The 24,606-nt window shown below is 45.1% G+C and carries 18 protein-coding genes; 3 read left to right on the top strand and 15 right to left on the bottom strand.

Annotated elements, in window-relative coordinates; genetic code table 11:
• Positions 1-50: 50 nt before the first annotated feature.
• Positions 51-3,269, bottom strand: a complete 3,219-nt coding sequence (locus KO512_RS12915) for an RNA-directed DNA polymerase (RefSeq protein ID WP_215952772.1) — start codon at positions 3,267-3,269, stop codon at positions 51-53.
• Between the two features lie 335 nt (positions 3,270-3,604).
• Between KO512_RS12915 and KO512_RS20500 the strand changes: the two genes are divergently transcribed.
• Entirely contained in the window at positions 3,605-4,027 is a 423-nt protein-coding gene (locus tag KO512_RS20500) for an IS30 family transposase (RefSeq protein WP_354667747.1), read from the top strand.
• 127 nt (positions 4,028-4,154) lie between these two features.
• On the opposite strand, the gene KO512_RS12905 is transcribed toward KO512_RS20500, so the two are convergent.
• Entirely contained in the window at positions 4,155-4,484 is a 330-nt protein-coding gene (locus tag KO512_RS12905; protein WP_215952770.1) for a YegP family protein, read from the bottom strand.
• A gap of 210 nt (positions 4,485-4,694) precedes the next feature.
• Between KO512_RS12905 and KO512_RS12900 the strand changes: the two genes are divergently transcribed.
• Entirely contained in the window at positions 4,695-5,939 is a 1,245-nt protein-coding gene (locus KO512_RS12900; RefSeq protein ID WP_215952769.1) for a DNA/RNA non-specific endonuclease, read from the top strand.
• Between the two features lie 75 nt (positions 5,940-6,014).
• Here KO512_RS12900 and KO512_RS12895 read toward each other — a convergent pair whose 3' ends face one another.
• The 13 genes from KO512_RS12895 to KO512_RS12835 form a co-directional block, all read right to left on the bottom strand.
• The gene (locus KO512_RS12895) at positions 6,015-6,221 is read right to left on the bottom strand and encodes a hypothetical protein (protein ID WP_215952768.1); all 207 of its coding nucleotides are present in this window, start codon (positions 6,219-6,221) and stop codon (positions 6,015-6,017) included.
• A 97-nt stretch (positions 6,222-6,318) separates the two neighbouring features.
• A complete protein-coding gene (gene pepQ / locus KO512_RS12890; protein ID WP_215952767.1) occupies positions 6,319-7,641 on the bottom strand; it encodes a Xaa-Pro dipeptidase in 1,323 nt (440 codons plus the stop codon).
• On the bottom strand, positions 7,641-8,588 hold the full coding sequence (locus tag KO512_RS12885) for a LysR family transcriptional regulator (RefSeq protein ID WP_215952766.1): 948 nt from the start codon (positions 8,586-8,588) through the stop codon (positions 7,641-7,643). Before KO512_RS12885 ends, pepQ begins: the two co-directional genes overlap by 1 nt.
• A 51-nt stretch (positions 8,589-8,639) precedes the next feature.
• Entirely contained in the window at positions 8,640-9,776 is a 1,137-nt protein-coding gene (locus tag KO512_RS12880) for a M14 family metallopeptidase (RefSeq protein ID WP_354667745.1), read from the bottom strand.
• Positions 9,777-9,875: 99 nt separating this feature from the next.
• Positions 9,876-10,898: an ABC transporter ATP-binding protein gene (locus KO512_RS12875; RefSeq protein WP_215952764.1), complete on the bottom strand. Its 1,023-nt coding sequence runs from the start codon at positions 10,896-10,898 to the stop codon at positions 9,876-9,878.
• Positions 10,898-11,890 (bottom strand): ABC transporter ATP-binding protein, encoded by a 993-nt coding sequence (locus KO512_RS12870; RefSeq protein ID WP_215952763.1) that lies wholly within the window; start codon positions 11,888-11,890, stop codon positions 10,898-10,900. The genes KO512_RS12875 and KO512_RS12870 overlap by 1 nt, the downstream gene beginning before the upstream one ends.
• 3 nt (positions 11,891-11,893) lie before the next feature.
• On the bottom strand, positions 11,894-12,844 hold the full coding sequence (locus KO512_RS12865; protein ID WP_215952762.1) for an ABC transporter permease: 951 nt from the start codon (positions 12,842-12,844) through the stop codon (positions 11,894-11,896).
• The gene (locus KO512_RS12860; protein ID WP_215952761.1) at positions 12,844-13,818 is read right to left on the bottom strand and encodes an ABC transporter permease; all 975 of its coding nucleotides are present in this window, start codon (positions 13,816-13,818) and stop codon (positions 12,844-12,846) included. The genes KO512_RS12865 and KO512_RS12860 overlap by 1 nt, the downstream gene beginning before the upstream one ends.
• A gap of 155 nt (positions 13,819-13,973) precedes the next feature.
• A complete protein-coding gene (locus KO512_RS12855) occupies positions 13,974-15,527 on the bottom strand; it encodes an ABC transporter substrate-binding protein (RefSeq protein ID WP_215952760.1) in 1,554 nt (517 codons plus the stop codon).
• Positions 15,528-16,193: 666 nt separating this feature from the next.
• Entirely contained in the window at positions 16,194-16,646 is a 453-nt protein-coding gene (gene secB, locus KO512_RS12850; protein WP_215952759.1) for a protein-export chaperone SecB, read from the bottom strand.
• A 98-nt stretch (positions 16,647-16,744) separates the two neighbouring features.
• Entirely contained in the window at positions 16,745-17,245 is a 501-nt protein-coding gene (locus KO512_RS12845; RefSeq protein WP_215952758.1) for an acetone carboxylase subunit gamma, read from the bottom strand.
• A 91-nt stretch (positions 17,246-17,336) separates the two neighbouring features.
• Positions 17,337-19,670, bottom strand: coding sequence for a hydantoinase B/oxoprolinase family protein (locus tag KO512_RS12840; RefSeq protein WP_215952757.1), 2,334 nt, complete (start codon positions 19,668-19,670; stop codon positions 17,337-17,339).
• 34 nt (positions 19,671-19,704) lie between these two features.
• Positions 19,705-21,849 (bottom strand): hydantoinase/oxoprolinase family protein, encoded by a 2,145-nt coding sequence (locus KO512_RS12835; RefSeq protein ID WP_215952756.1) that lies wholly within the window; start codon positions 21,847-21,849, stop codon positions 19,705-19,707.
• A gap of 577 nt (positions 21,850-22,426) precedes the next feature.
• On the opposite strand from KO512_RS12835, the gene KO512_RS12830 reads away from it, so the two are divergent.
• The gene (locus tag KO512_RS12830; RefSeq protein ID WP_215952755.1) at positions 22,427-24,238 is read left to right on the top strand and encodes a sigma-54-dependent Fis family transcriptional regulator; all 1,812 of its coding nucleotides are present in this window, start codon (positions 22,427-22,429) and stop codon (positions 24,236-24,238) included.
• Positions 24,239-24,606: the final 368 nt, after the last annotated feature.

Genomic DNA, 24,606 nt, shown 5'->3' with positions numbered 1-24,606 from the left:
TCGCGAACCATATATTTCAACTAACTATAGGTGAGCAATTCCGAACATCCTTACTTCGGAGGTAATTTCCTCCGCAAGCCCTTAATTTCGAATCCTTCAGGTACAGGCTTAAACGGATCACTTTTATCTGCCCAACGCTTAGCTCTGCTTTGGAAAGCTCTCAAACCATCAACATCCAACTTCACAACAACGCAGAAATCGTTTTCGCCTCCACGGATGCGAGCAAGGTCTTTCCGAAATGATTCTTTACTCGGAGCTCTGACCCTGCTGTCACCATACTTTCGATTATTAACTAGAATGGTATAAGCATGGACATCAAGTGCCGCAGACTCAATTAACGATGCAAACGTATCTAAATCTTGATTCCATGAAAGAATCATTAGCGCATCAACCCAGCCTTGAAACCTAATCCGCTCCTTACTATTAGACAGCTCAGAGCAAACCATTACGCCAAAATAAACACCATTATGAATATAAATCGGTTTTCTACGACGGCTTGGCTTTCGCCAAGTTTTACCCATTTTGGACGTAAGGTCACGGTCCTCACCGACAGCAGGCTCTACTTTGGGTTGCCATATCCGCACTGAAGATGGAAAACCCAGTCGATCGTCGGTTAATGCTAAACACGCATCACTACCAATTTCGCCCCTTTCATAGTGACGATATTCAGTACCAGCAATAAGACTGATACCCGCCCTCACTAAACGACTGGAAACACTATCTACCCATTGCAACGGCAGCGATAACTCAGGCAATAATAAATAGTCTGGCCGAGGTTTTATTGTTAGAGCCTGATTTACTAATTCAGAAATCCGCTTATATCGATCAAGTGTTAATTCAGGTTTATTGCATGCAGATCCTGCCCACGCACTCTCCTCCGTTAGAAGGTTAGTAATCGCTACAACTACAGATTTTTTCTTCTGTGTGCCAATACGAAAGCGTTTTCGGTATTGTAGCTTGCCTGTCTTTAGCTTTACTTCAGACACTTCATCTTCTAACAGTGCCGGTTTAACCCAAACCCCACGCATAGCCCTAACATACTTAGCCCATATAGACTGAGGTTTTATTTCGCTTATCTTCCCAAAACCAACGCATTCAGGAGCAAGTTCAGCAATCTCAGCAGCACTATATGGCCGGGTAGGGAAAAGATATGGCGTGTATATAGTCTCTTCTTTTCTCTCATCTTTAGGAACTGTAGCTAAGCGTTTAAACCTTGAAGAATTTAAAAAATTTCGTAGATTATCGACATCGATCAGCTCCGTTTCTTCAAATGCTTTTAGAATCATATACTCTTTCTTTTTGTCCCGCCGTTTAAGTAATTCAGCTGCAGACCTGCTTGAAAGAATGCGCTTGTAAGGGGTTCTCGCAAGATCACATATTGCCAGCAAAGGCGCTTTATCATAAAAATTTTTGCTGCCGATAGTCCAGCCAAGAAGTTCCGCAACATCCAATTCTTTCCATAGCTGATCCATAAAAATGGTTGCCAACTTTGACTCCCTCCAGTTTGACTTTTCGACCAATAAACTCTGAGGGTCATAGTATTTCGCCGCTGCATCGATAAAAGACCAAGCCAATGAGCCATGTACATGACTCCATACCTTCTCACTTGGCAAACAACGACAACCATTCATAGCAATATGGCTAATATGCTTTTTAGATTTTGCTAGCTGAGTCAAACAATGAAACGCCTTCCGAACGATCGCTTCCGCTTGTTCCCACTCTCCCATACTAATAGCAAAGCCAAGTAAACGAGGTAGATACACATAGTGAGCGAAGATCTGATCAGGCCGTAAAATATGGTTATGTGCAAACTGATAAAATTCAGCTCGCTCTTTCTTCCAGGCGTTCGCGGGTAAATCATGCGCGAGGGTCTCAACATGCCGCAGTTGTAACGACCAGCTTAATCGTCTAATTGTAAGGCCATCGGCACGCCGTAATGAATCAGCCTCCTCTCCTACAGACCCTGCAGCCGATAACACTCTGGCTGCCGTCGACCGTTCTAGTTGATCAGGTGATGGCATTAAACGCTGTTCACTGGACAACTCGTAAATCTCTTTTTCAATGCTGTCAAGAAGATCACAACCTGCTTGGCCCTGAAGAACAAAAAGCTTTTGCTTATCGGCTTGCAGCTCTATAACTGATTTCTTTTGGTAATCCATACCAAGATTGATACGCCAGATACCTTTTGGCTTACCTTTCCTTTTTTTCTCAGATAACGTATCAATTCCCAATTTGGCCTGTAGGAACTGCATAAGTGAAGCCGTACTCTTAATCGTCCCAGGATCTCGTAAAACAAGGAACATGTCATCAACGTAACGCCCATAATGTATCGGCGTTATTTGTTCTCGAATCAATGCATCCCACTTATGTAACACAACATTTGAAATTATCCGTGAAGCGGTTAAACCTATAACTAAACCGCCCGTGACTTTGCCTTTTTTACCCTCCTGAAGCTCAGTAGAAAACTTTTCAGCTTTCTTAGCCCATTTATTCAAGAGCTTCGACAATTGACTAGTAAAGTCTTGTTCATCGATACTAAGTGATTTTTCACCAACTAACCCGATCTCTTTCTGGAACGTATGAGCAGCAATAACGCTAGGATCGAGCAAATGATAATAGCTGCGAAGGTCCAGTGAAACTGCTACAACTTTTCTATCTTTTTCCAGCTCATCCCGAATCGCATTTAAACCGTCTGAACGCCATTTTTTATAAGGCTGATAATAGGGGGCAAACGAGCCTATAGCCGTTATATGAAAAGGTTTAGGTGCTTTCTTATCGATAATTTCCTCATTACGAATTCGGCGAACTCTTGCACCGTAACAGGAATCATCCAGACAACTATCAAATTTATGACCCACCATATTAATCCATAATGCAGACAATACATGTGCATCTACCGGAAAATCTCCTACTATTCTAAACTCTGGAATAAGCTTGTTATACTCGCAAAGATATTCATACTCTCTATCATGATCCGAAAAATGAGTGTGTCCATTCTTCATGTCTTTTTTGGGATCAAGTCTGAGTTTTTTCGGTATTAACCGGCAGTCACCTAACAATTTTTTATTATCTTTGAACCCCTTCGACTTCTGAAGCGTTTCAAGCAGTGTCTTCAAGTTTTCAAGCAGATCTTGTTCATATTCGGCAAATTTAACAGCGGTCGGAAAACTATTCTCAAAGAAGTGATCCGCCTTAGCTTTACGATATGCAACAATCAGGTCAGAAAGACCAAGCTTATCCCATCCTTTGAATTTAGCTATGTAACTCATCCCACTTTCTTCCTTCTGTGTATTTTCTTTGTGTTCTTTTGTCCCGCTCAGCTTTGATTGTAGTGGTCTGGGGGTTCTATAATAAGTGCAACACTCATAGTTCAACGGTGTGAGGTGGTTAACCTCTGACAGTGGTACTCTTCATCTAGCCAAAGTCAAAAAGCAGTTTCTATAAATTACCAGCAGTTAACCGGAGGGAAACGATATCAGATTTCCATTCTTATTTCGCAGGTTTTACACAATTTAGTATTACTCGTCAGATCGGTGTTAACTGATCAACAATTTGCCGTGAGCTTGTTGCGCAACAATCATTACGGAACTTACCATCCAAATAAATCGCATCAAAAATCTTTGCTGCTAGGGCAAAAGCGATTAAGTATATAATTCCCTCTAAGGTGATCACGTATGTTAAGTGGGCGTTGCAAAAGGAATGGAGTGCTGATCAGATTAGCGCAATAGGTAAACTTATCAATTTACCCGTAAGCCATGAATGGATTTATCGTTATGCGGCGTTAGACAAAGCCGCTGAAAGACAGCTATATACGCATTTAAGACAGGGTCACAAGCGAGATCACCGTGGCAAAAGTTGTAAACGCTCCCCAATAGAGGACTCCATTTCAATAGATGAAAGACCAATAATAGTCAACACTCGTCAGCGTGTCCGGGACTGGGAGGCGGATACAGTGCTGGGTAAGCAAGGAACAAGAGTTTTGGTCACACTGGCTGAGCACAAAAGTAAAATTTATTTATTTAATTAAACGGGCCGATAGCAAATAAGCATCGTCCCTTACCCTGTAAAAGTAACCGATCTTAATCGGTAATTCCCATTTTTTATGGACACAAAAAAAGGCCTTTTAAAGGCCCTTAAGTACAGATAGGCAGGCCTTAGAGGATGACCGCTTCAGCCTCTGGAGCAGCACGAGTGACCGCTTCAGTGCCAGACTTGGCCCCTGCTTCAGTTGTATAACCTTGGCTGGTCATAATAATTTCATGATTACCGGCTTTAAGATTGAAATACCACTTTCCACTCTTTCCTTCAAATACCGTGAACCGTTCTGGCAACACCGAATTTTTCCTGACGGATTCAACACCATTTTTAGCGCTCGCTTTAGCCTTATAGCCTTCAGAAGCACCGATGTTTTCGCCATTCCCCGCCTTTAAACGAAACCTAAACTCACCCGCTTTATCTTCATATATCTCAAATTTTGCAGCCATGTAACACTCCTTACCTTTTATCATTATCTAGAATTTCGTCAGTACGAGTCATTCGGTATAGCTCACTTCTGATGATAATGTGTAAAAAACAGCCAAAACATGATCAATCATTAGTCTATAGCGTGTTTAGAGTTGCTCTTTTTCCAACAGCGGCTAGGCTTTTTATGCGCTTAAACTTTAGCGCTGGAAATAACGTCTAGGGAGAGCCCTATGCTAGGTTACCGTCAAGATTTTCTGAAAGGCATCGTCTTACCGCTACCCACATTCTCGACAGAGTTATCACAAGAAGTGTTGGATGTGGGCAAAATATTCGACTACCCAAACTACTCAATCATCATGAATAGCGCCCAAGTAAAGCGATCCGCCGTGATCGTCTGCCTCAATATCGATCAAAGTAACCTAAAAACGACAACCCGCTCGGATGCCTGGAAAATAGATAATCGTATTGGCTTCAATCATCAATTGGATAACGCTTACTACGCGAGCAACCCGTGGGATAAAGGCCACATGGCCAAAAGAACCTCGGCAGCACAGGGCGAAACCGCCAGAGATGCTCAATATGCAGCAAATGAAACCTTCTACTACTCCAATAGTTGTTTACAGCATGAAAATCTCAACCGAGATGAGTGGCGTGGCTTAGAGGATTGGGTTTTCGACCTCGACCTTGATACTGATGGCAAAATCACCTCATTCTCAGGGCCGTTTTACGGTGCAAATGATCGAACGGTAAGACCCTCAGGTAGAGAGACGGCCCTAATTCCTGCCGGCTTTTTTAAGATTGTTTGTTTCATCAATAAAAACACCAACAACCTTGATGTACGTGCCTTTATTATTTATCAAGATGAAGAGGCCCTGAGCGATAAAAAAGGAAGATCCCGTTACAATAACCAACATTATCAAGTGACCGTGAGTGAGATTGAGGCGCTAACCGGTTTACGTTTCGATAACCGAATTTATCAAGCCAACCCATTGTATTACACCGGTGATCATGTCACCGCTGAAGAGAATGTCAGTCATTTTCCTGAGAATATTGAAATAGCCAAACCCGCGGACATCCTAGCCAAAGGACAAACTCGGCAAACGGTTCATGATGATATTTGTGATATTTTCATCTGTGCCGCATTAGTTGACCCCGTCGGAACTGATTCGGGTCATGAATGGGTTAGCTTGATAAACCTTGGCGCAACAGAGATTGACCTTGCCGGCTGGCAACTCGCGGATAACTCAGATAGAACCATCCCCTTAACCAACCTCATCGATAACACCATACTGCAACCGGGCTGCTCTGTTATTCTGAGAAAGCTATCGCCATTAAGGCTCTCCAATAAGGGCGATATTATAAAATTGTATGATCAACAAGGCGCCCGAATTGACTGGGTCAACTACACAGAAGATATGGTAGTAAAAGGTAAACCGGTGCTCTTTCTAAGCCCAAGGGACACTCTCGATATCTGAACCGATCGACACCGAGAATACACAGAACTATGGCTAGGTAATCAATAATGTCCCGCTTTTTACGATAACAACACTTTAGCTCGAGGCTTTACCCTCACCCTTGTTAGCTTTATCTTGCATCGCTTGCAGCTCTTTCTCTGTTTTTAAGCGACATACCGCTAACTGCTCTAAACGCATTTTTTTAATGGCGGCTAACGGATCATCAACCGGTTTTTGCCGTTGCTCGTCATCATAGCTAAAACTATCATTGGCTGGATGATCAGCCTTATTGTCAGTTGCCATAACCCTCTACTCTTTTGTGCCACGCTTTTGTGTCAAGCTTTAGTGCTGTGCTTTTTACTGCACCTTGGCGCGGCTCTTTAAAGAAATTGATACGCTGCTAATTTAATCCACTAAAAGCATCACGAGTATAGTTCTCTACCCCATTAGCCGTCACGCAGACATTATCTTCAACACGAATGCCTCCCCAAGGTATCAGCTGATTGACTAACGCCCAGTTGATGTGATTAGCCAGCGGTGTAGCTTTCAACTGCTCCAGCAGTAAGGGAATAAAATATAAGCCAGGCTCAATCGTCACAACCATATTTTCAGTCAACGTTCGCGTTAAGCGTAAAAAGGGATGCGGCTCCGGTGGTGCGGACATTAGGCCATTGATATCCTGCTGCCAACCGCCGATATCATGCACCTGTATACCTAATAGATGGCCTAAACCATGTGGGTAGAAAGTACGGGTGATGATCAGTTGATCAGAAGGGCTAAGCAGCGAATCATGCTTAACAATGCCGGCATCGCACAGCATCGAAAACAGTTGCTGATGCATCGTTTCATGCAGCGCTATAAACGAGATACCGGGCTTAATGGTTTCAACCAGCGCCTGTTGTGCTTGATCCATCCCAGCCAACAACGCCTGAAAGTCCTGATTACCTTGGCTTACCGTGCGGGTAATATCCGCGACATAACCGTGATATACCGCACCTGCATCAACCAATAAGGTACGCATCTGTGGCGGAGCGACTCTATCTTTATACTGATAATGCAATACCGCAGCATGTTCATTAAAGCCGACGATATTGCTGTACGGTAACTCTTTTTCAAGATGAACCGTGGCACTCAGATAACCTTGGTGCAATTCAAACTCACTCAATCCTGCTAAGAAACCACGCTGAGTAGAACGATGTCCTTTAACGGCGATAGCATTGGCTTCACGAATGCAGTGCTGCTCCCATGCCGTTTTCTCGGCGCGTCGATAGTGCAAGGCGTGCATCAACGCTTCGGGATTATGCTGCACCTTGCACTGTGAAAACTCGATATAATCTTCAGCGATCAAAGCAACCTCACCCTTGACCTTCATCTGCTTTATCTGAGCGGCGCGGTCGGTATATAGCTGCACATCAAATAGCTCACTCCAAAAATCAGTGGGCTTTGTCGCGGTCATATGCCAAAAATCATCCGGCGAGTAGATATATAAACTCGGCTTACTACCGAGTTTGATGAGCAGCCAACATTCGGGATGTTCGGTTAGAAACGGCATCCACTGTACAAAGTGTGGATTGGGCTTAAACGCTGGGGCATAGTCATCGAGAAAGTAGTTTTTACTACTGCCTGAGTGAATCAGCAGAGCATCCAGTCCCTGTTGCGCTAATAGATCGGCACTACGTTGTTGCAAAATGGCTAAATGATCTTTAAACAGAAACTCTGTCATTAATTCGGCACCTCTATAAGACCATCGGTTTCTAGCTCTTCACTCAGCTTTCGCCAAAAAGAATCGAGCGTTGTACGGTGGCTATTTTTTAAACGGTATAAACGAATTTGTAGCGGGATATTCCATTGCTCATCCCCCGCTAAGGAAAGGCTGTTATACGCTAGGCTTTCATTCACCAGACGCTTCAGCAACCACCCCACACCAAAACCCTCTTTCACCATCGCTTTGACATTCACCGAGTGCATATTTTCATTAATCGTCACCAGATGAGGCGGCTGTTCCACCTGTAATAGCGAATGGTCAACCAGTGGCCTTAAGTATGAGCTAGCGTGATAGTTGATATAAGGAAGTGGATTACGGGAGCTGCCCGGCAGTTGAAACAGCGGCTGATTATCCTCACCTAATCCGGTCACCGGCACTAACTCCTCCTCACAGACGACGAGGTGTTCAAACTCCGGCCCTTCAAGTTCTTGAAAAACATGGGTCAATGGATGCCAGTAACACAACACCAGATCGCACTGACCCTGTGTTAACGCGGTAACAAAATCACTGGCTGCCCACGAGGTTGAATTCAGGTTCAAATCCACCGGCGTGCTGTGCCGCTCAGAAGCCGGCATTAACCAGTTGCGATAAAACAGTAAATACAGAGTTTGGGTGGTGGCAAACCGCAAACGGCTTTCGACTTGTTTGCGTATTTCACGGCATTGCGATTTGGTCTCGCGGGCGATACGCGACATATTCTCAGCGCCTGACAGAAACACCTCACCGGCGGGCGTTAAGCTCAATGGCAGGGTATTTCGATCAATCAGTGTGACCCCCATCTCATCCTCAAGCAACTTAATACGACGACTCAAGGTTGGCTGAGTGACATTGCATTCCTCCGCTGCTCGTGAGAAATGGCGTGTACGAGCCAAGGCGATAAAATCATCGAGCCACCTCAGTTCCATGCGCTATATGCTCCGAACATTATCCACCCCACATCCCTATCCCTAACGTTATTAGCGCGTCGCCAGCCAATCTTTAATTGGATGCACTATAGACGCACCCAGTTTTCGAGAACGTTCAGGAGACCAACCATAAACTGGGTCTGGACGTTTATCGTAATCCTTAAACGGCATCTCTATCGTCATCGCCGGACACTTAAAATGATGGCCAACCCAGAACGAGCCAACGGTCAGGGTCTCGGGGCCAAACTTACCCGGCTCATACCCCCTATCCATCTGAAAGTCGGGGTTAACACGGCAAAGTGATGCAACAAACTGCGCCTCTTCAGCTAGGATTTTATCCGTCACATCGGGCGCGCCTGCTTGCCCAGCAATGAAATTACACGGTAACGCTTCATCGCCATGGATATCAAGGAACAGATCGACACCATGAACCATCATCTGATCTCTGACAAATAAAATTTCAGGGCTTTTTTCTAAGCTCGGTGTATGCCATTCTCGGTTGAGGTTAGCACCGGCAGCATTGGTGCGCAGGTGCCCTCGAACAGAGCCATCAGGATTCATATTCGGCACCAGCCAAAAAACACAACGCTCTAATAACCAATTGACCAGTGCATCGTCTTCGTCAAGCAAACGCTCTAACACCCCTTCGACAAACCACTCCGCCATGGTTTCGCCTGGATGCTGGCGTGCCGTTAGCCAGATATTCATTCGCTGGTCAGCGGCTGATTCATCGGTCGCTATACGCAACAGATTAATATCTCGACCGTCTAAGGTGCTGCCGACATCGACAACCTCACAGCGCCAAGACTGCTGCGCCGCAGCGATTAAATCAAGGTGCTGTTCAAAGCTATAAGGGGCAAAATACGCATAGTAAATGCTGTTTTGATCTGGTGTATGTTCAATGATCAATTCACCATTTTCATAGACGGTCGGCACCCGGAACCAGGTTTGACGATCATAAGAAGCCACCGCTTTATAATCATCCCAACCATCGGGATAAGCCGCCTCGCTGGCATTCACTAAACGCATTCGCAGCGTTTCACCTTGACCGCCTTGCACACGGAAATAGAACCACTGAAAAAAGTCCGAGTGCTGATCTTTGCGAATGCTAAGCTGAATATTTTGTAACGACGAGGCTTCAACCACCTCTATATTACCCGCATCAAACTGGCTGCTAATCTTGAGCATGCTCATGCCTATATAAAAAGGGTTATTACAATTTTTTAAAACCTGATAGCGCGATATTTAAACCTCACTACCGCTACATTATCGACTTAAGCGCCCCATTTAAAGACGATCCTCTTCGACACCATGACAAGCAACCTGAGTACCATCATCCAACGCTGTCAGCACGGGAATTTCCTGCTTGCAGCGCTCGTTAGCATGGGGGCAACGGCCATGAAACACGCAGCCGGAGGGTAAGTTAACCGGGGTGGGTACTTCCCCCGTCAACTTGATGTAGTCCGGTCGGTCATCCTCTAAACGCGGAATAGCCGACATCAACGCCTGTGTATAGGGATGGCGAGGGTTAGAAAATAACTGTTTAGTCGATGCCAACTCACACAGTGAACCTAGGTACATCACCGCCACACGGGTGCCAAAATGCTCAACCACCGACAGGTCATGGGTAATAAACAGATAGGTTAAATTACGCTGCTCCTGTGCATCCATCATCAGGTTCAAAACCTGCGCCTGAATGGATACATCCAAGGCTGAAATAGGTTCATCGGCGACGATAAACTCAGGGTTAACCGCTAATGCACGGGCAATACTGATACGCTGTCGCTGGCCACCCGAGAACTCATGGGAGTAACGCTCTCCCCAACTAGGGTCAACCCCGACCGATAACATCACCTCGGCGATTTTGTCCTGTATCTCACCGCGGGTCATCGACGGGTTATGAAACTTAATCGGCTCTTGCAAGGTTTCGACAATGGTCATTCGTGGATTCAAAGAGGCATAAGGATTCTGAAAAATCATCTGCATCTTTTTGCGATAAGGCAACATCTGCTTATCGCTCAAGTTATCAATACGCTCGCCTCGATAAGCGATCTGCCCAGCGGTCGGCGAAAGTAACCCCATCACTGTTCTGGCAACAGTCGATTTACCGCACCCAGACTCACCGACCACACATAAGGCTTCGCCCTGCATCACATCCAGCGAAACCCCATTGATGGCATGCACATACTCTCGATGACGGGTTAACTTGCCACCTTTAAACTGCAATTGGTCTAGCAAATCGCCAGAGATAGAAAAACGTTTATATAAATCTCGGATCTGCACCAATGAATTAGCTTGCTCTGCCATCATCAGACCTCTTTAATCAGCATTTTATCTTGCATGGGTTCAGCCACCATGTGACAAGCAACCTGACAGTTACCCGACTGAGTGAAAGACGGCAGTGTTTGTTTGCAGATATCCATGACATATTCACACCGAGGGTTAAACGAACAGCCCTTAGGAATGCGCTGTAAAGGCGGCATCGTGCCCTTAATCTGATTCAGTTTCTGCCCCGGCAGCGCCATTTGTGGCAAGGCGTTCATAAGCCCTTGCGTATAGGGGTGCTGTGCATCATTGATGATCTCTTTCGTTGGCCCCTGCTCGATAATACGCCCGGCATACATCACCAACATGCGCTGCGTCACTTGAGAAACAACACCCAAATCGTGGGTAATGAGGATCAATGCCACGTTATTCTGCTCACACAAATTCAGCATCAAATCCATAATTTCCGCTTGGATGGTAACGTCCAGCGCCGTCGTTGGCTCATCGGCAATAATGATGTCAGGGTCAAGCAACAAGCCGATAGCGATCACGATACGTTGTCGCATCCCCCCAGAGAGCTCATGAGGATATTGATCCAAACGTTTTTCCGGTGAGGGGATCTGCACCTGCTGTAACTTCTTCAGGGCGATGCGTTTGGCATCCGCCTTCGAGATTCTGCGATGTGCCAAGAGACACTCAACCATCTGCACACCGATAGTTAATACCGGATTGAGGGTCATCATCGGGTCTTGAAAAATCATCGAGATACGATTACCACGAATGGAACGTAGCTCTTCTGGGGCTAAACTTGCTAGATCTTTGCCTTCAAAATGCACACTGCCGGATGAAATATGGCCGGGGCGTGATAACAGATTGATAATCGAGAAACCCAGTACTGATTTACCCGCACCGGATTCACCCACCACACCCAGACGTTCACCGCGCTGCAGCGTAAAACTGACATCGCGCAATGCTTTAACCGCACCACTACGCAGGCCAAAGCAGACTTCTAAGTTATTAACTTCTAACAATGGCATGCGTTACCCCTTATACAGTTTTGGGTTAAGAACATCGCGCATCCAGTCGCCGAGCAGATTCATAACGAGGACAAGCACAATCAGCACAACACCGGGAATAACGGTAATCCACCACACACCAGAAAAAATATACTCAAAACCACTCGAAATCAGCGACCCCAGCGAAGGCTGCGACACCGGCATACCCAGCCCCAAGAAAGATAACGAAGCTTCTGAGATAATCGCATTGGCGATCTGCACGGTCGAGATCACAAGAATAGGCGACAGTGTATTCGGCAATATATGACGAAACATGATTCTTAATCGCCCAAAGCCCATCACGCGCGCTGCATCGACATATTCTTTCTTTTTCTCGGCTAACACCGAAGCACGAATCGTACGCGCATATTGCGGCCACTCGGCAATACCAATTACCAAAATCAACATGATCATGGCCAACTGTTGATACAACTCGGTGCCGAAGGTTGCCTGAAACACCGCCAGCACAATAATAGCGACCATGAGCGTCGAGAAAGACAGCTGAATATCGGCGATACGCATCAAGAAACTATCGACACGTCCACCGATATAACCCGCCGTCAAACCAATGACAATTCCCAGCAACGCTTGCAAGGCCACGGCACAAAGCCCAATCAACAAAGACACCCGCGTGCCATAGAGGATGGTCGACAGCATATCCCGGCCCTGAGCGTCAGTGCCTAGCAAAAAGTCGGCTTCACCTTCCGCTTGCCAACTGGGCGGTATTTCTGAATTCATAATATCAATTTGAGAGGCATCGTATGGATCAAACGGTGCGATCAATGAAGCGAAGATAGCCAAGACAACATAGGCTAAAAAAATCAAAAAACTCAGCTGGGCCACCCGATCAATCTTAAAGCTATGCCAAAAGTGGGACGCTTTAAAACGCTGTAAAGCGGTAGGTGGCTGTTCCGTCTTAAAAGTAGACTCAGACATTATTTTTTACCTGCCAACTTAACGGCCGGATTAACCAAACCATAAATAAGATCAACCAAGGTATTGGTTACAACAAAGATAGCGCCCACCACAATCAAATAAGCCACGATCAATGGCGTATCGACGCGATTCACCGCTTCAAGAAACAAGAAGCCCATGCCCGGCCATTGAAAAACAGTTTCGGTCAAAATGGTGTATGCCACCATGGTGCCGATCTGCACGCCACCCACCGTAATAACCGGCAACATGGTATTTTTAAGTGCGTGTACAAAGTAGATACGTCGCGGGGAGATCCCCTTAGCCCAAGCAAACTTCACATATTCTGACTGCAACACTTCCATCATTTCAGATCGAATCAGGCGAATAAACAGCGGCAACATAATGGATGCTAAGGTGAAACTCGGTAATATCAGGTGTTTTAAACCATCGGCCGTCAAAAAGCCGGTTTCCCAACCCAACAGGTTAGAGGTTTCGCCACGCCCATAAGAGGGTAGCCAATTAAGCTCAATGGCAAATAGATAAATAAGCCCTATCGCCGTCAAGAATACCGGGATCGATATGCCGACGATGCTTAAACCCATCACCGTTTTTGAGAACCAACTCTGGGGGTTTATCGCAGAGTACACACCAATCGGTACTGAAAAAAGAATGATAATAATGGTAGCGCCAAAGACTAACTCCAAGGTCGCCGGTAGTTTTTTCATAATCACATCAAACGCAGGTTTCTTAAAGAAATAGGAATCGCCAAGATCACCCTGCACTGCTTTTTTAGCGAAACGCAGATATTGCACTAGAAAGGGATCATTTAATCCCATCTCATCACGCAGCGCCTGACGCTCCTCTTCTGACACGGATTGCCCTACTAGCTCCCTTAGAGGATCACCTAAGTTATCCTGAATAGAAAAACTAATAAGGCTGATGACAAACATCACAACAACCGCTTGAAAAAACCGTTTTACAAAAAACGCAATCATGATGATCAGCCTTAGGGTTTGGCGCGGTGGTTCCAACGCTAGGTTATCTGCTTATTATTCTAGGGGGGCAATGCTCCCCAAAGGCTATATGTAATGCCTGAATACATAAAGCTGTAAACAGGCATCACAAAACGCAAGGTTTAAATTAAAGAGGCTTACTCTTTGATGACAAGGTCGCCGAGATAGGGGAAGTTCATGCCGTTGACGATAGGCGCAATATCAACACCTTTACGTGCCCCCCAGCTTAGGTTCTGCCAATGCAGCGGCACAAAGCCAGCATCGTCATACACTGCTTTTTCCATGGCTTGCATAATACCAGCACGCTTAGCAGGATCGGTGACGGCATTCGCTTCAGCCATCATGGCATCAACTTTAGGGTTGCAGTAGTTACCACTGTTGTATTGTCCAGCACCGGTTTCTTTATTGGCACAGGCGGACAAAAACTCAAAGAAGTTGTTGGTGTCTTCAGTATCTGAATGCCAACCAATCATCATCATATCAGCAGCACGCTCATCAAAGGCAGGCCAGTATTGTGCTTTTGGCATGGTTTTCAAATCAACTTTGATGTTGATTTTTGCCAACATAGACACCACCGCCTGAGCAATTTTCTCATCATTCACATAACGGTTATTAGGCGCCATCATAGTGACTGAGAAGCCATCGCTATAACCCGCTTCAGCCATTAACGCTTTCGCTTTTTTAAGATCATAGCGTGGCGTTAAGGCTGGGTTATATCCTAAATAACCTTTAGGTGAAAACTGTGCAGCAGGCGTCGCGAAGCCCTTCATTATTTTCTTAACGATACCCTCTTGATTGATCGCATAGTTAACCGCTTGACGAACCCGCACATCTTTAAAGGCTTCATTGCGTTCTTGGTTCATCTGAAAGGTAATGATACGTGTGCCACTCATGGTGACCAGCTCAACATTATCACTGCTTTTAATACGCTTATGATCCGTCGGTGGCACTGGGGCGATAAAATCGACATCACCTGCCAGCAGAGCCGCTACACGGGTCGGTGCTTCTTTGATGGGGGTGAATACGATCTTATCAACGTTACCTGGGGAGTTGGTATCCCAATAATTCGGGTTACGCGCAAACTCAACTTTTACGCCCTGCTCGCGATAAGAAACCGTGAACGGCCCCGTACCCGAAATAGTCCGTGAGGCAAATGAATCGCCATGCTTAACAAGCAAGTCTTTTGGCTTGCCGTTAGCATCTTCCCCAGAGAAGAAAGCGCTATCCATCGGGAACAGATAGGTCATGTTATTCAGGACGAGCGGGAATGGCTTAGCGGTGACTAAATCAAAGGTGTAATCATCGATGACATTGAGTGCCTTAAACGGTGCAAACACACCTTTAAAATCGGGTGAGTCCTGTAAGCGCTTAAAAGTAAACTCAATATCTTTTGTCGATAGCGTATTACCGCTATGGAACTTAACGCCTTTACGCAGATGAAAACGCATCGTGTTATCGTCAATACGTTCCCATTTTTCAGCCAAACGCGGCTCAAAGCCTAAATTTCTATCCCAACGAACTAATGGGTCATAAGTCATATGCGAAAGCTGCAGCGTACCGCCTGAAAGCTGCTCATATGGATCAAGAGAAACAGGGTCTGCATCATAGGCCATTCTCAACGTAGCAGCCTGTGCACTGGCTATATTCAACGCAAGTGCGACACCTGCAAATAGCAAAGAGGTCTTTTTCATCTCGGTATCCCTTGTTAATGTTTTTGTTAGGGGTCTTCATAGTCATTAGGACTCAAACCAGACTACCGGAACGCTGCTGGCATACCAATTGAGATTACAAGTGAGCTTATACGCTATCTAAATAGCCACCTAATTAATTGTTTTTAAAGTAAATTAAAAAATAAATTCAATATTGTGGCACAGAGATTAAGACCAAAAAAATAGACACAACATTAAAGTCGCATTAGAACTACACTGAAAAAAACCGATAACAGCCGTCATAAAATTCGATTTAGCGCTGCTCTTTTGGCCATTAACGACACAGGTTTAGCGAGAAAAACACTAACAATAACAGTGGTCTCACTGTAAGGTTTTGATGGCAATTTGCTAAGTCTGTTTAACGTTAATCATAGAAGAGTTCAGTGCTCTTTCTTTTCAGATAGACAGGCTCTATCACTGACTAATAGCACGTACATCCTAAAAAATGATGAGGCATTCTTCTTTAGTTTTAACCTATATCAAGCAGGAATCTGTCAAAGCTACGCTGAACATATAGTTCACTGACCGGTAGTCTTTAAAACGATCACCCGATCCTCAAATGCCAGTAACACAGAATGATAACCGTCTAATAACACGGGATATTAAAAATATAACTCATAACGGCTTTTCAATACCCCGCTGATTTTTCTATGCAGACTTACGGTTCTTCTCTGCATACAGCACATCAAAGTTCACCGGAGCCATCATTAAAGGCGGAAAACCACCCTTAACCATAATATGATCAATAGTTTCACGAATATAAGGAAACATAACTGAAGGACAGGCGACACCCAATGCTTCGGTTTTTTGCAATTCAGGAAAGCCGCTAATCATAAAAATAGCCGCTTGATCAACCTCGACAATGAATGCCAACTGATCATGGTTTTTAGCGGTGATAGAAACCGACAGTACCACTTCATATAGCCCCTCTTCTGCTTGCTCATAGGTGGTATTCAAATCCATTGATACGGTTGGTTTCCACTCGTCGCTGAATACCCGAACCGTATTTGGAGATTCAAAGGATGAGTTTTTGACATAGATTTTTTGTAATGCAAAAAAAGGGTTTTCGGCATTCCGAGATTCGTTATAGTTACCTGACATAAGATGCTCCATGACTAAAAAACAGTGATGACTCGACTCAACATTGGGAGAACACTTCAAGCAAGTAACCGGAAGCGATGTGAGTCGAGTCTTATCAATTACGCATTAACGGGAGCGGGAAGATCCAGCCAATCAAACAGCGCAGGAATATCCGGTTGAAAATCATGGATAACAGGATACCATGGCGTCGGTGCTTCAATATCATGCATCACCCCACAGGTCGGACAGTAATATTCACGGTAGACCTGCCAACTAGTATCTGGCGCCATCAATTTAGGATAAACCTGTTGCATTTTTTCCTCGTCGTCCCGGACATAAATCAGCGCATTCAATTTCCAGTTAGTCCGGTAATCACCAAAGTCATGACCGCATGAACATTTTGTCACCAACGATTTATCGTCGATTGTCTCCGCCAAGAAAAGATGAGGCCCAAATGCCATAATAATTCTATCGTCCCAAGATACTTGATCCTGTAAAACGGACATATAATTAGCATAGCGCTCTTTGTCTTTAGGCATGGAAAGCATCATGTGTAGGGTATCCCAGTCAAGGCTACCTTTAACCAGATCTGCCACCTGTTTTTTTGTAAAATTTGACATAATCACTCTCTCTTTATTGTTTTTAGATTTGAGTTGTTAGATTTCAATTTAAATAAGGGATCACGAGGGGCTGCCCCCTCGAGGCCGTTGATTACTGTTCTGTCATAATCACGGGGTGTACATCAGGTAATTCACTTATATCCATATGATGCTTCGCACCGAACATAGGAATACCCAGCGACTCTTCTAGCAGATCCCATTTCTCGGGTAGATCCCAGAATGTTTTAAACTCATTCAGAAAACTTTCAGATAGATCGAAACTGGATGCAAACATCTGTTGAACCTGCACCGATGCGTCCTTATCTAAAATGCTCTGACGCTCTGTTTCCATCCATTCTCGGGTAGGAGTACCGCGGGCAATACGTTCTTTACGAACCGCTGCACGTCGTTGTAGCGTTTTCTCCTCGTCGACATGCCATGTATCATCACTATCTTGAGAGATCACCACACCATAAATTTTTTCGGCAAATTCTGGCAGCACGAAATTTTGGTTTAGATCGTTTTCAACACCCGTAATATCCCGATCTAATGGGTCGCCAAACCCAGGCCCACCGCGCAAATAGTTGAGATACAGGTCACCATTTTCAAAGATCGCCTCTGTGGTAATACACTGTTTATCCCGTTTCACTAGGGCATCTTTACTTAGGTGTTTTTCAAGTTCGCATTCACTTGGATCACGATCTTTGCCCAGTGGTAACGATTTACCTTCCTCAATCCTCTCCAGCAGACCTGTGTTATGTGCTTCAAATCGGTAACCAGTCGCAGCAGGATACCCACCCATCAGTCCCCAATCACTGTTCATGTAGCCGTTACCCATAAAGAACATCGTCCAATCAGCAGAGCCCCACACCATACGCAGGGTTTCAAACCCTAAACCACCGCGATATTTACCATAACCACCCGTATTGGTTTTAATGGTCCGTCCCATGTAAAGTAATGGTTCAGCCAACTCCCAAATCTCAATATCACCCATATCACCTTCAGGGTTCCAGATAGCAGCAGCATGATTCAAGCCATCTTTAACCGCACAGGCACCCGTACCACAGGCCGCAGTTTCAAAGCTGTTAACCGCATGGATTTCACCTTCTTGGTTAATACCACCACCTTGCAACCAGTTACATGGATTGGAATTACCGGCATTAACCTCTTCCAAATAACCACGACCAAAATAGGTGCGGCTCACACCTCGCCATAACGAGCTCCAGGAGGATACAAGGAAGTGCCAAGCATCAGCATGCGCTGTACGTCGATCGTCTGGGTTGGTCCAAGTACCCTTGGGCAAGCGGAACTCAGTAGCATAGCGAGCGCCATCATTAATCCGCTCGGTTGGCACAAGGGACTGCGTCATCATGACCCAAATACCACTCGTGAAAGCAACAGGATTGGCGTTATAGGTATGCCAGCCCCATCGACTACAACCTTCAAAATCCAAACGCCAAGTCGCATCCGGTTTGATGGTAATTTCACAAGGCGCATGCATTATCGTATCAACCTTGGCAAAAGGTGATGGAACGACAACATCTTCATGCGCATAAGGAACATCAACAAAAGCAACCGTTTTGATCTTACCCGGAATAGTCATCGCTTTAATCCGGCTAGCCAATCCACGGCGACCATCCTCAATCACTTCAGTCGCAAATTTTTCGTAGGCTTCCATTCCCTCTTCACGAATTGTTTCTTCAACGAGGTCACGAATCATATGGCAACCGGCAATACGGGTCTTCTCATCAAGAATCCAGTACTTAGGGGTTCGCACATTACGCTGACTTTCATGCAACCAGTCACGTAGTGGCGTATCATTAATACCGGTTTTACGACAGGTGATCTGTACCCCATCACCAAACCGTTGAACTTGGCCGTTCGACATAGAGCCTGGGCCTACGGCTCCCACATCGATAACATGTGTAACACCTCCAACCCAGCCAATCAGCTCCCCTTCATGAAAAATAGGCACAATTGTGGCGATATCACAGGGGTGCACGTTACCAATCTGGCAGTCATTATTAGTAAACATATCTCCTGGATTGATCCCTGGGTTAGCTTCCCAGTTATTCTGAATCATATACTTAATCGCCGCCCCCATAGTGCCCACATGAATAATGATGCCTGTCGAGGTAGCGATACAGTCGCCAGCAACATTATAGAGGGTGAAACACAGCTCCCCCTCCTGCTCAACAATAGGTGACGCTGCAATTTTTTTAGCGACCTCTCGGGAGTTAACAAGACCCGCACGTAGCTTTGAAAAAATCCGCTCATAACCAATAGGGTCCGTTTCTTTAAATTCCAAACGTTCCAAACCATTATAAAAGCCGCTGTCTTCCGTCCGTTTAAGAATCAAATTCCGATGCTCATTAAGCGTCAGACCGCTTTTCAGAAGGCTTACCTGTCTGCTACTTTCGCCGTTGAATTTTTCTTGAATAGTCATCTGTTTTCCTCAATTTGTTGTATTTATTATCGGATTACTTGCACTCAATTAAGTGGAACAACCGGTTCACATCCAAAAAGGTCTCAAAACCTGGCGGTATCACATAGGTAGTTGCATCAGACTCAATCACAGCAGGGCCTTTAACTTCGTTGCCCGGTTGAAGTAATTCCATTTTGAAAATATTGGCTTCAACCCATTTTTTTTCATAATAGAAAGGACGAGTGCCCTGACGGGATTCTGCTGAAGGGTTTGGACCAGCATCCGGCTCTACTGGAATATTAGGTTTTTTCGTTTCCACCGTACCCCGCATAATGGCACCGGTGATGCCATAACCTAGCTCAGGGGACCGAGCAGCGTCAGCGTATACACGGGCATAAGTTTCATTGAAAGACTGAACAAGATCTTCCCAATCTTCCGCACCAGAAACCGACTCAAGAGGAGAGTCAATCTCCAAATCATTGAGCTGTCCCAGATATTGCATTGAATATCCTGGTGTTAGGGTCACTTCTTCATCCTTAAAACCATTAATACGGAACTCTTCTAAGACCTTGTCCCGTAGCTCATTCCAAGCAGTCTGTAGAGTTGTAGTAGCCGCAGCAATATCTACCTGACTGGACTCTTCTGTAATACCGATATCAACACTCTTATCGTAACGATATTCAAAGTCTGCCGTAGCACAACCGAAAGCAGAAAAACCTGCTGCCCATGCCGGCACAATCGTCTCTTTAAAGCCTAGCCCCTTGGTATAACCATAAGCATGTACAGGGCCACCACCACCGTAAGAAAAGCAGACAAAATCCGTTGGGCTATAACCCTTACCGGTAATCATCGCCCGCAGATGCTGACGCAATGATAGATCCAGCAGTTCAATAACACCTGCCGCCGCGTCTTCAACGGATAGGCCGAGTGGATCAGCAATCTGTCGTTTAATTTCACGCCGAGCTCGATCAACGTCCAGTTCAAGGATTCCGCCCAAGAAGTTTTCCGGATTTAGATAGCCCAAAATAATGTGGCAATCCGTTACTGACACTGTATCCACACCACCTTCTGGCCAGCAAGTGCCGACGCGATACCCCGCACTGTCTGGGCCTAGTTTTATCGCGTTAGCGTGGGGATCTATACGTACAAAGCTACCAGCACCCGCACCAATGGTATCCATCGCAACCAATGGCAGAGACAACACCAATCGCGCCATGTCGCCATCTTTATGAATGGCAAAATTGTTTTTAGTAATTAACGCCATATCAAAACTAGTTCCACCTATATCGGAACAGGCGATATTTTCATATCCTAATTTCTCACCTAGATATTTAGCGCCAATCACACCACCGATCGGACCGGATACCAATGAGCGAGCCAGTTCTTTAGCCTTCCAACTAATGGTCCCCCCGTGACTCGCCATGACGCGCAAATCAAATTGCCCGCCGACATCTTTCATGCTGTCGCTGATCGTACCTAATGTCGCTCTTGACGGTTCAGCAGCATACGCTTCGAGAATAGTGGTATTGGTTCGATGACTCTCTTTTCGGACCGGGTAGTAATCTACTGAAGCAAACACCGGAATATCCACGCCCATCTCACACGCCACCTCTTTGCAAGCATCGCGAACCGCTTTCTCGTGGTCTTCATAGAGATAAGAGCTGAGAAGACTGATAACAATCGCCTGACAACCCTGCTCAATCAATTCACGTGCTGCTTCACGGGCCTCATGAAGACGAACCGCAATCACCACGTTCCCTTTAGAGTCGACCCGCTCAGTAACCCCTCGAGTGTCTTTGATATCCACCAAGGGTTCATCATAACGGTGAGTATTTAGGTGGATACGATCTTCGAAGGCATAACCCAGATAGCTCTGGATCGCACGTCCCATACGATGAAAATCTTCAAACCCTTTACTCACAATCAAACCGGTGCGCAGTCCTTTACGACCGACTACTCGGTTCAGCATTGCCGTACCGGAAAAAACGCAGGTCACCATTTCTGGAAATACATCTTCAACCTTACGATCCCAATGGGCCAACGCATCGGTACTCGATTCAAGTACCGCCTGAGATTCATTAACATTACTTTGTGCTTTGCCGACGACAAATTCTCCGTCGGCTCGGACAAAAAAGGTATCGGTCATAGTGCCACCGGCATCTATTCCTAGGACTTCTACTGGATTCATTAATTGATTCAAAATTTTATCCTCATATTATTTTTATTGTCTCTGCTTACCTGGTGAGATTTGCCATAGTAAGTATTTCAATCAGTCTAAACTGATCAATAGATTCAATTGCAGCCACTATGCCAATATAAAAATATCCATAAAAAACAAATAATTAAATAAAAATCCAAGTATATATATACGAATAAAAAATACAGAATCGTTCGATAATCAGTCGTTCATCGACCGTTTATCAAACGGGTTTATTAAAAATAATCGAACGAGTTACTCCGTTACAACAGGATAAAAAGTAGAGTAGGTCTAATTAAAACCGTCTGAAAAACAGACGATTGTAAAACGATGGCAGTCGGTGCAGAATTGAACGACCTATAAATAAATATAAAAAAATGGTATGAAGCCTGTAAATATAAGAACCTCCTTACGAGGAACAGCAGCTGTCGAGCATCCCCAGAAAATAGCAAAAGCTAGAGAAGTGCTACTCAATAAAGGGGCTATTCAAGATAATGCTGTCCGCTCAGTTATCCAAGCATCTTGGCAACGCTGCATCTCGACAGACGTTAACCCCCTGATCGCCAATAAGGAGGTTAGGATGAATAAGTGCCAGCTAGACTCCCTGAAAGAAGATTATCAGGGCCTTATCACTGCAGCTAAACCCATTATTCGTGATGCTGAAAATTTATTGGCGGATTCTGGAACCATTATGCATTTAGTCGCTCCTGACGGGACGATTCTATGCTCACAAGGGGATGATAACACCCTCGACTTAGCCAATAATTACAGGCTGGTTCCCGGCGTTAACTGGAGCGAACAAATTGCCGGTACAAATGCTATTGGCACAGCACTCCGTACAGGCTCATCTATACAGGTGCACGCATTTGAGCATTTTTGCGAAAATATAAATATTTGGACCTGCTCTGCTGCAGTCATTCGCGATCCATTTGAAAACACCATTTTAGGGGCAGTAAATATCTCCGGCCTCAAAGAAACACTGCATGACTACTGTCTGGCACTAGCCGTTTCCGGAGCCCACCTAATCGAAGGTCAACTGGTACAACAACAACTAGCAAAACGTGACCAATTACTGGGTATAACCCTCGAGCTTTTCAGTATTCCAAGAAATGACGGTCTGCTCCTGTTAGATCTTAATGGCTATCTAATACGTTCTAATCATCAAGCAGATCGAGTGCTAGCCGCCCGCGGCCTTAAAATAAACTTGAGTCCTTTTGATCCTATCCTTAGCCTAAACAAAAATGAGCCTTTTTCAGGACAGTTAACATCTATTATTCACCAACTTCAGCCAGAATGGGTTGAGCCCATCTACCATCATGGCGAGCATATTGGCTTTATAGCTATCGTGCCTTTCCCTACTCCTCGGCACAACCCAACACAAAAATTGCCCAAAGAAACCAACATAATTACTGACAATAATAAAAAAGGGTTTTCACGGCTAGTCGGTAATAGTGCACTATTCCAAAAATCTATAAAGCAAGCTACCCGCTTAGCAAAAACCCCAATCCCAGTATTACTGCAGGGTGAAACTGGCGTTGGCAAAGAGATGTTTGCTAATGCAATGCATGAAATGAGTCAGGCAAACAACAAAGAATTTATCGCCCTTAACTGCGGAAGCTTATCCAGAGACCTATTAGCAGGTGAGTTGTTTGGTTATATAGAAGGAGCTTTTACTGGCGCTCGCCGTGGAGGGATGATCGGTAAAATCGAGGCCTCTAACGGTGGCACTCTCTTTTTAGATGAGATAGGTGAGATGCCTCTCGATTTGCAGCCTATTTTTCTCCGTGTATTACAGGAGTCAGAGATCTGTCGCATCGGTGAAACCTACCCTCGTAAAGTAAATTTTCGTTTGATTGCTGCGACCAATAGAAATCTTGCGCAGGAAGTAACGGAAGGACGCTTTCGCATGGATCTATACTACCGTATATCATCAATGATTCTGACAATTCCCCCCCTAAGAGAGCGTAACGAAGATATTCTAGTACTGGCTGAACATATACTCGAGGGGTTAACCGCACAACATGGGGGGCCGAAAAAGACAATCAGTCCGGCGTTACAGTCTCTACTGCAACATCACCGTTGGCCCGGTAATATTCGCGAATTAAGTAACCTTATCACAGCCGCCTATTTTCTAACCGATAGTGAAGAACTCACACCAGACGATCTACCGAGTCCTCTGCAAAACATAACACCCACTACTCATGAGGCTCACAATGATCAGACTGTCGCGACGGTAAACCCTCTAGATCAAGCAGAAAAAGAGGTGATCTGTCGTGCTATTCAAGAGCACGGAGGTAATCTCACCCAAGCCGCCAAACAGTTAAATATTGCCAAAAGCACCCTGTATAACAAGCTGAACAAGTATGGAATTGACCGTTCAGCCTATGGATAAATAGTGAACTCGCCAGTGGTAAAACTAAATCTGGCCTTCGTCTGAAGGGCCTATACGGCCAGTGCTGAGTATCTAAACCTCAGGTCAATTCTGTAACTTCCTACATAAGACTGGAAGTTAAACAGAACAAAGATGAACACTCATTATTGACCTACTCACTACCCGCAGCGATTCAGGGCTAATAACTAGCGATGTCTCCAAGAATGCAACATACCAACACATACCCCTTATAAGACAAGAAATCCCTCGCACAATCTCAATACTGAAGTCCTTTGTATCGTATTGCTCAAGCCGCCTCAACTCATTATATAAATATTAGCTATCAACATGCTAAATACAATCAATTTAACCTATACGGGCCGGTAGTG

It is taken from the genome of Amphritea atlantica (assembly GCF_018860855.1).
In the GTDB taxonomy this organism is placed as follows: Bacteria; Pseudomonadota; Gammaproteobacteria; order Pseudomonadales; family Balneatricaceae; genus Amphritea; species Amphritea atlantica_A.
This window is presented reverse-complemented; position numbering and strand designations above follow the sequence as displayed.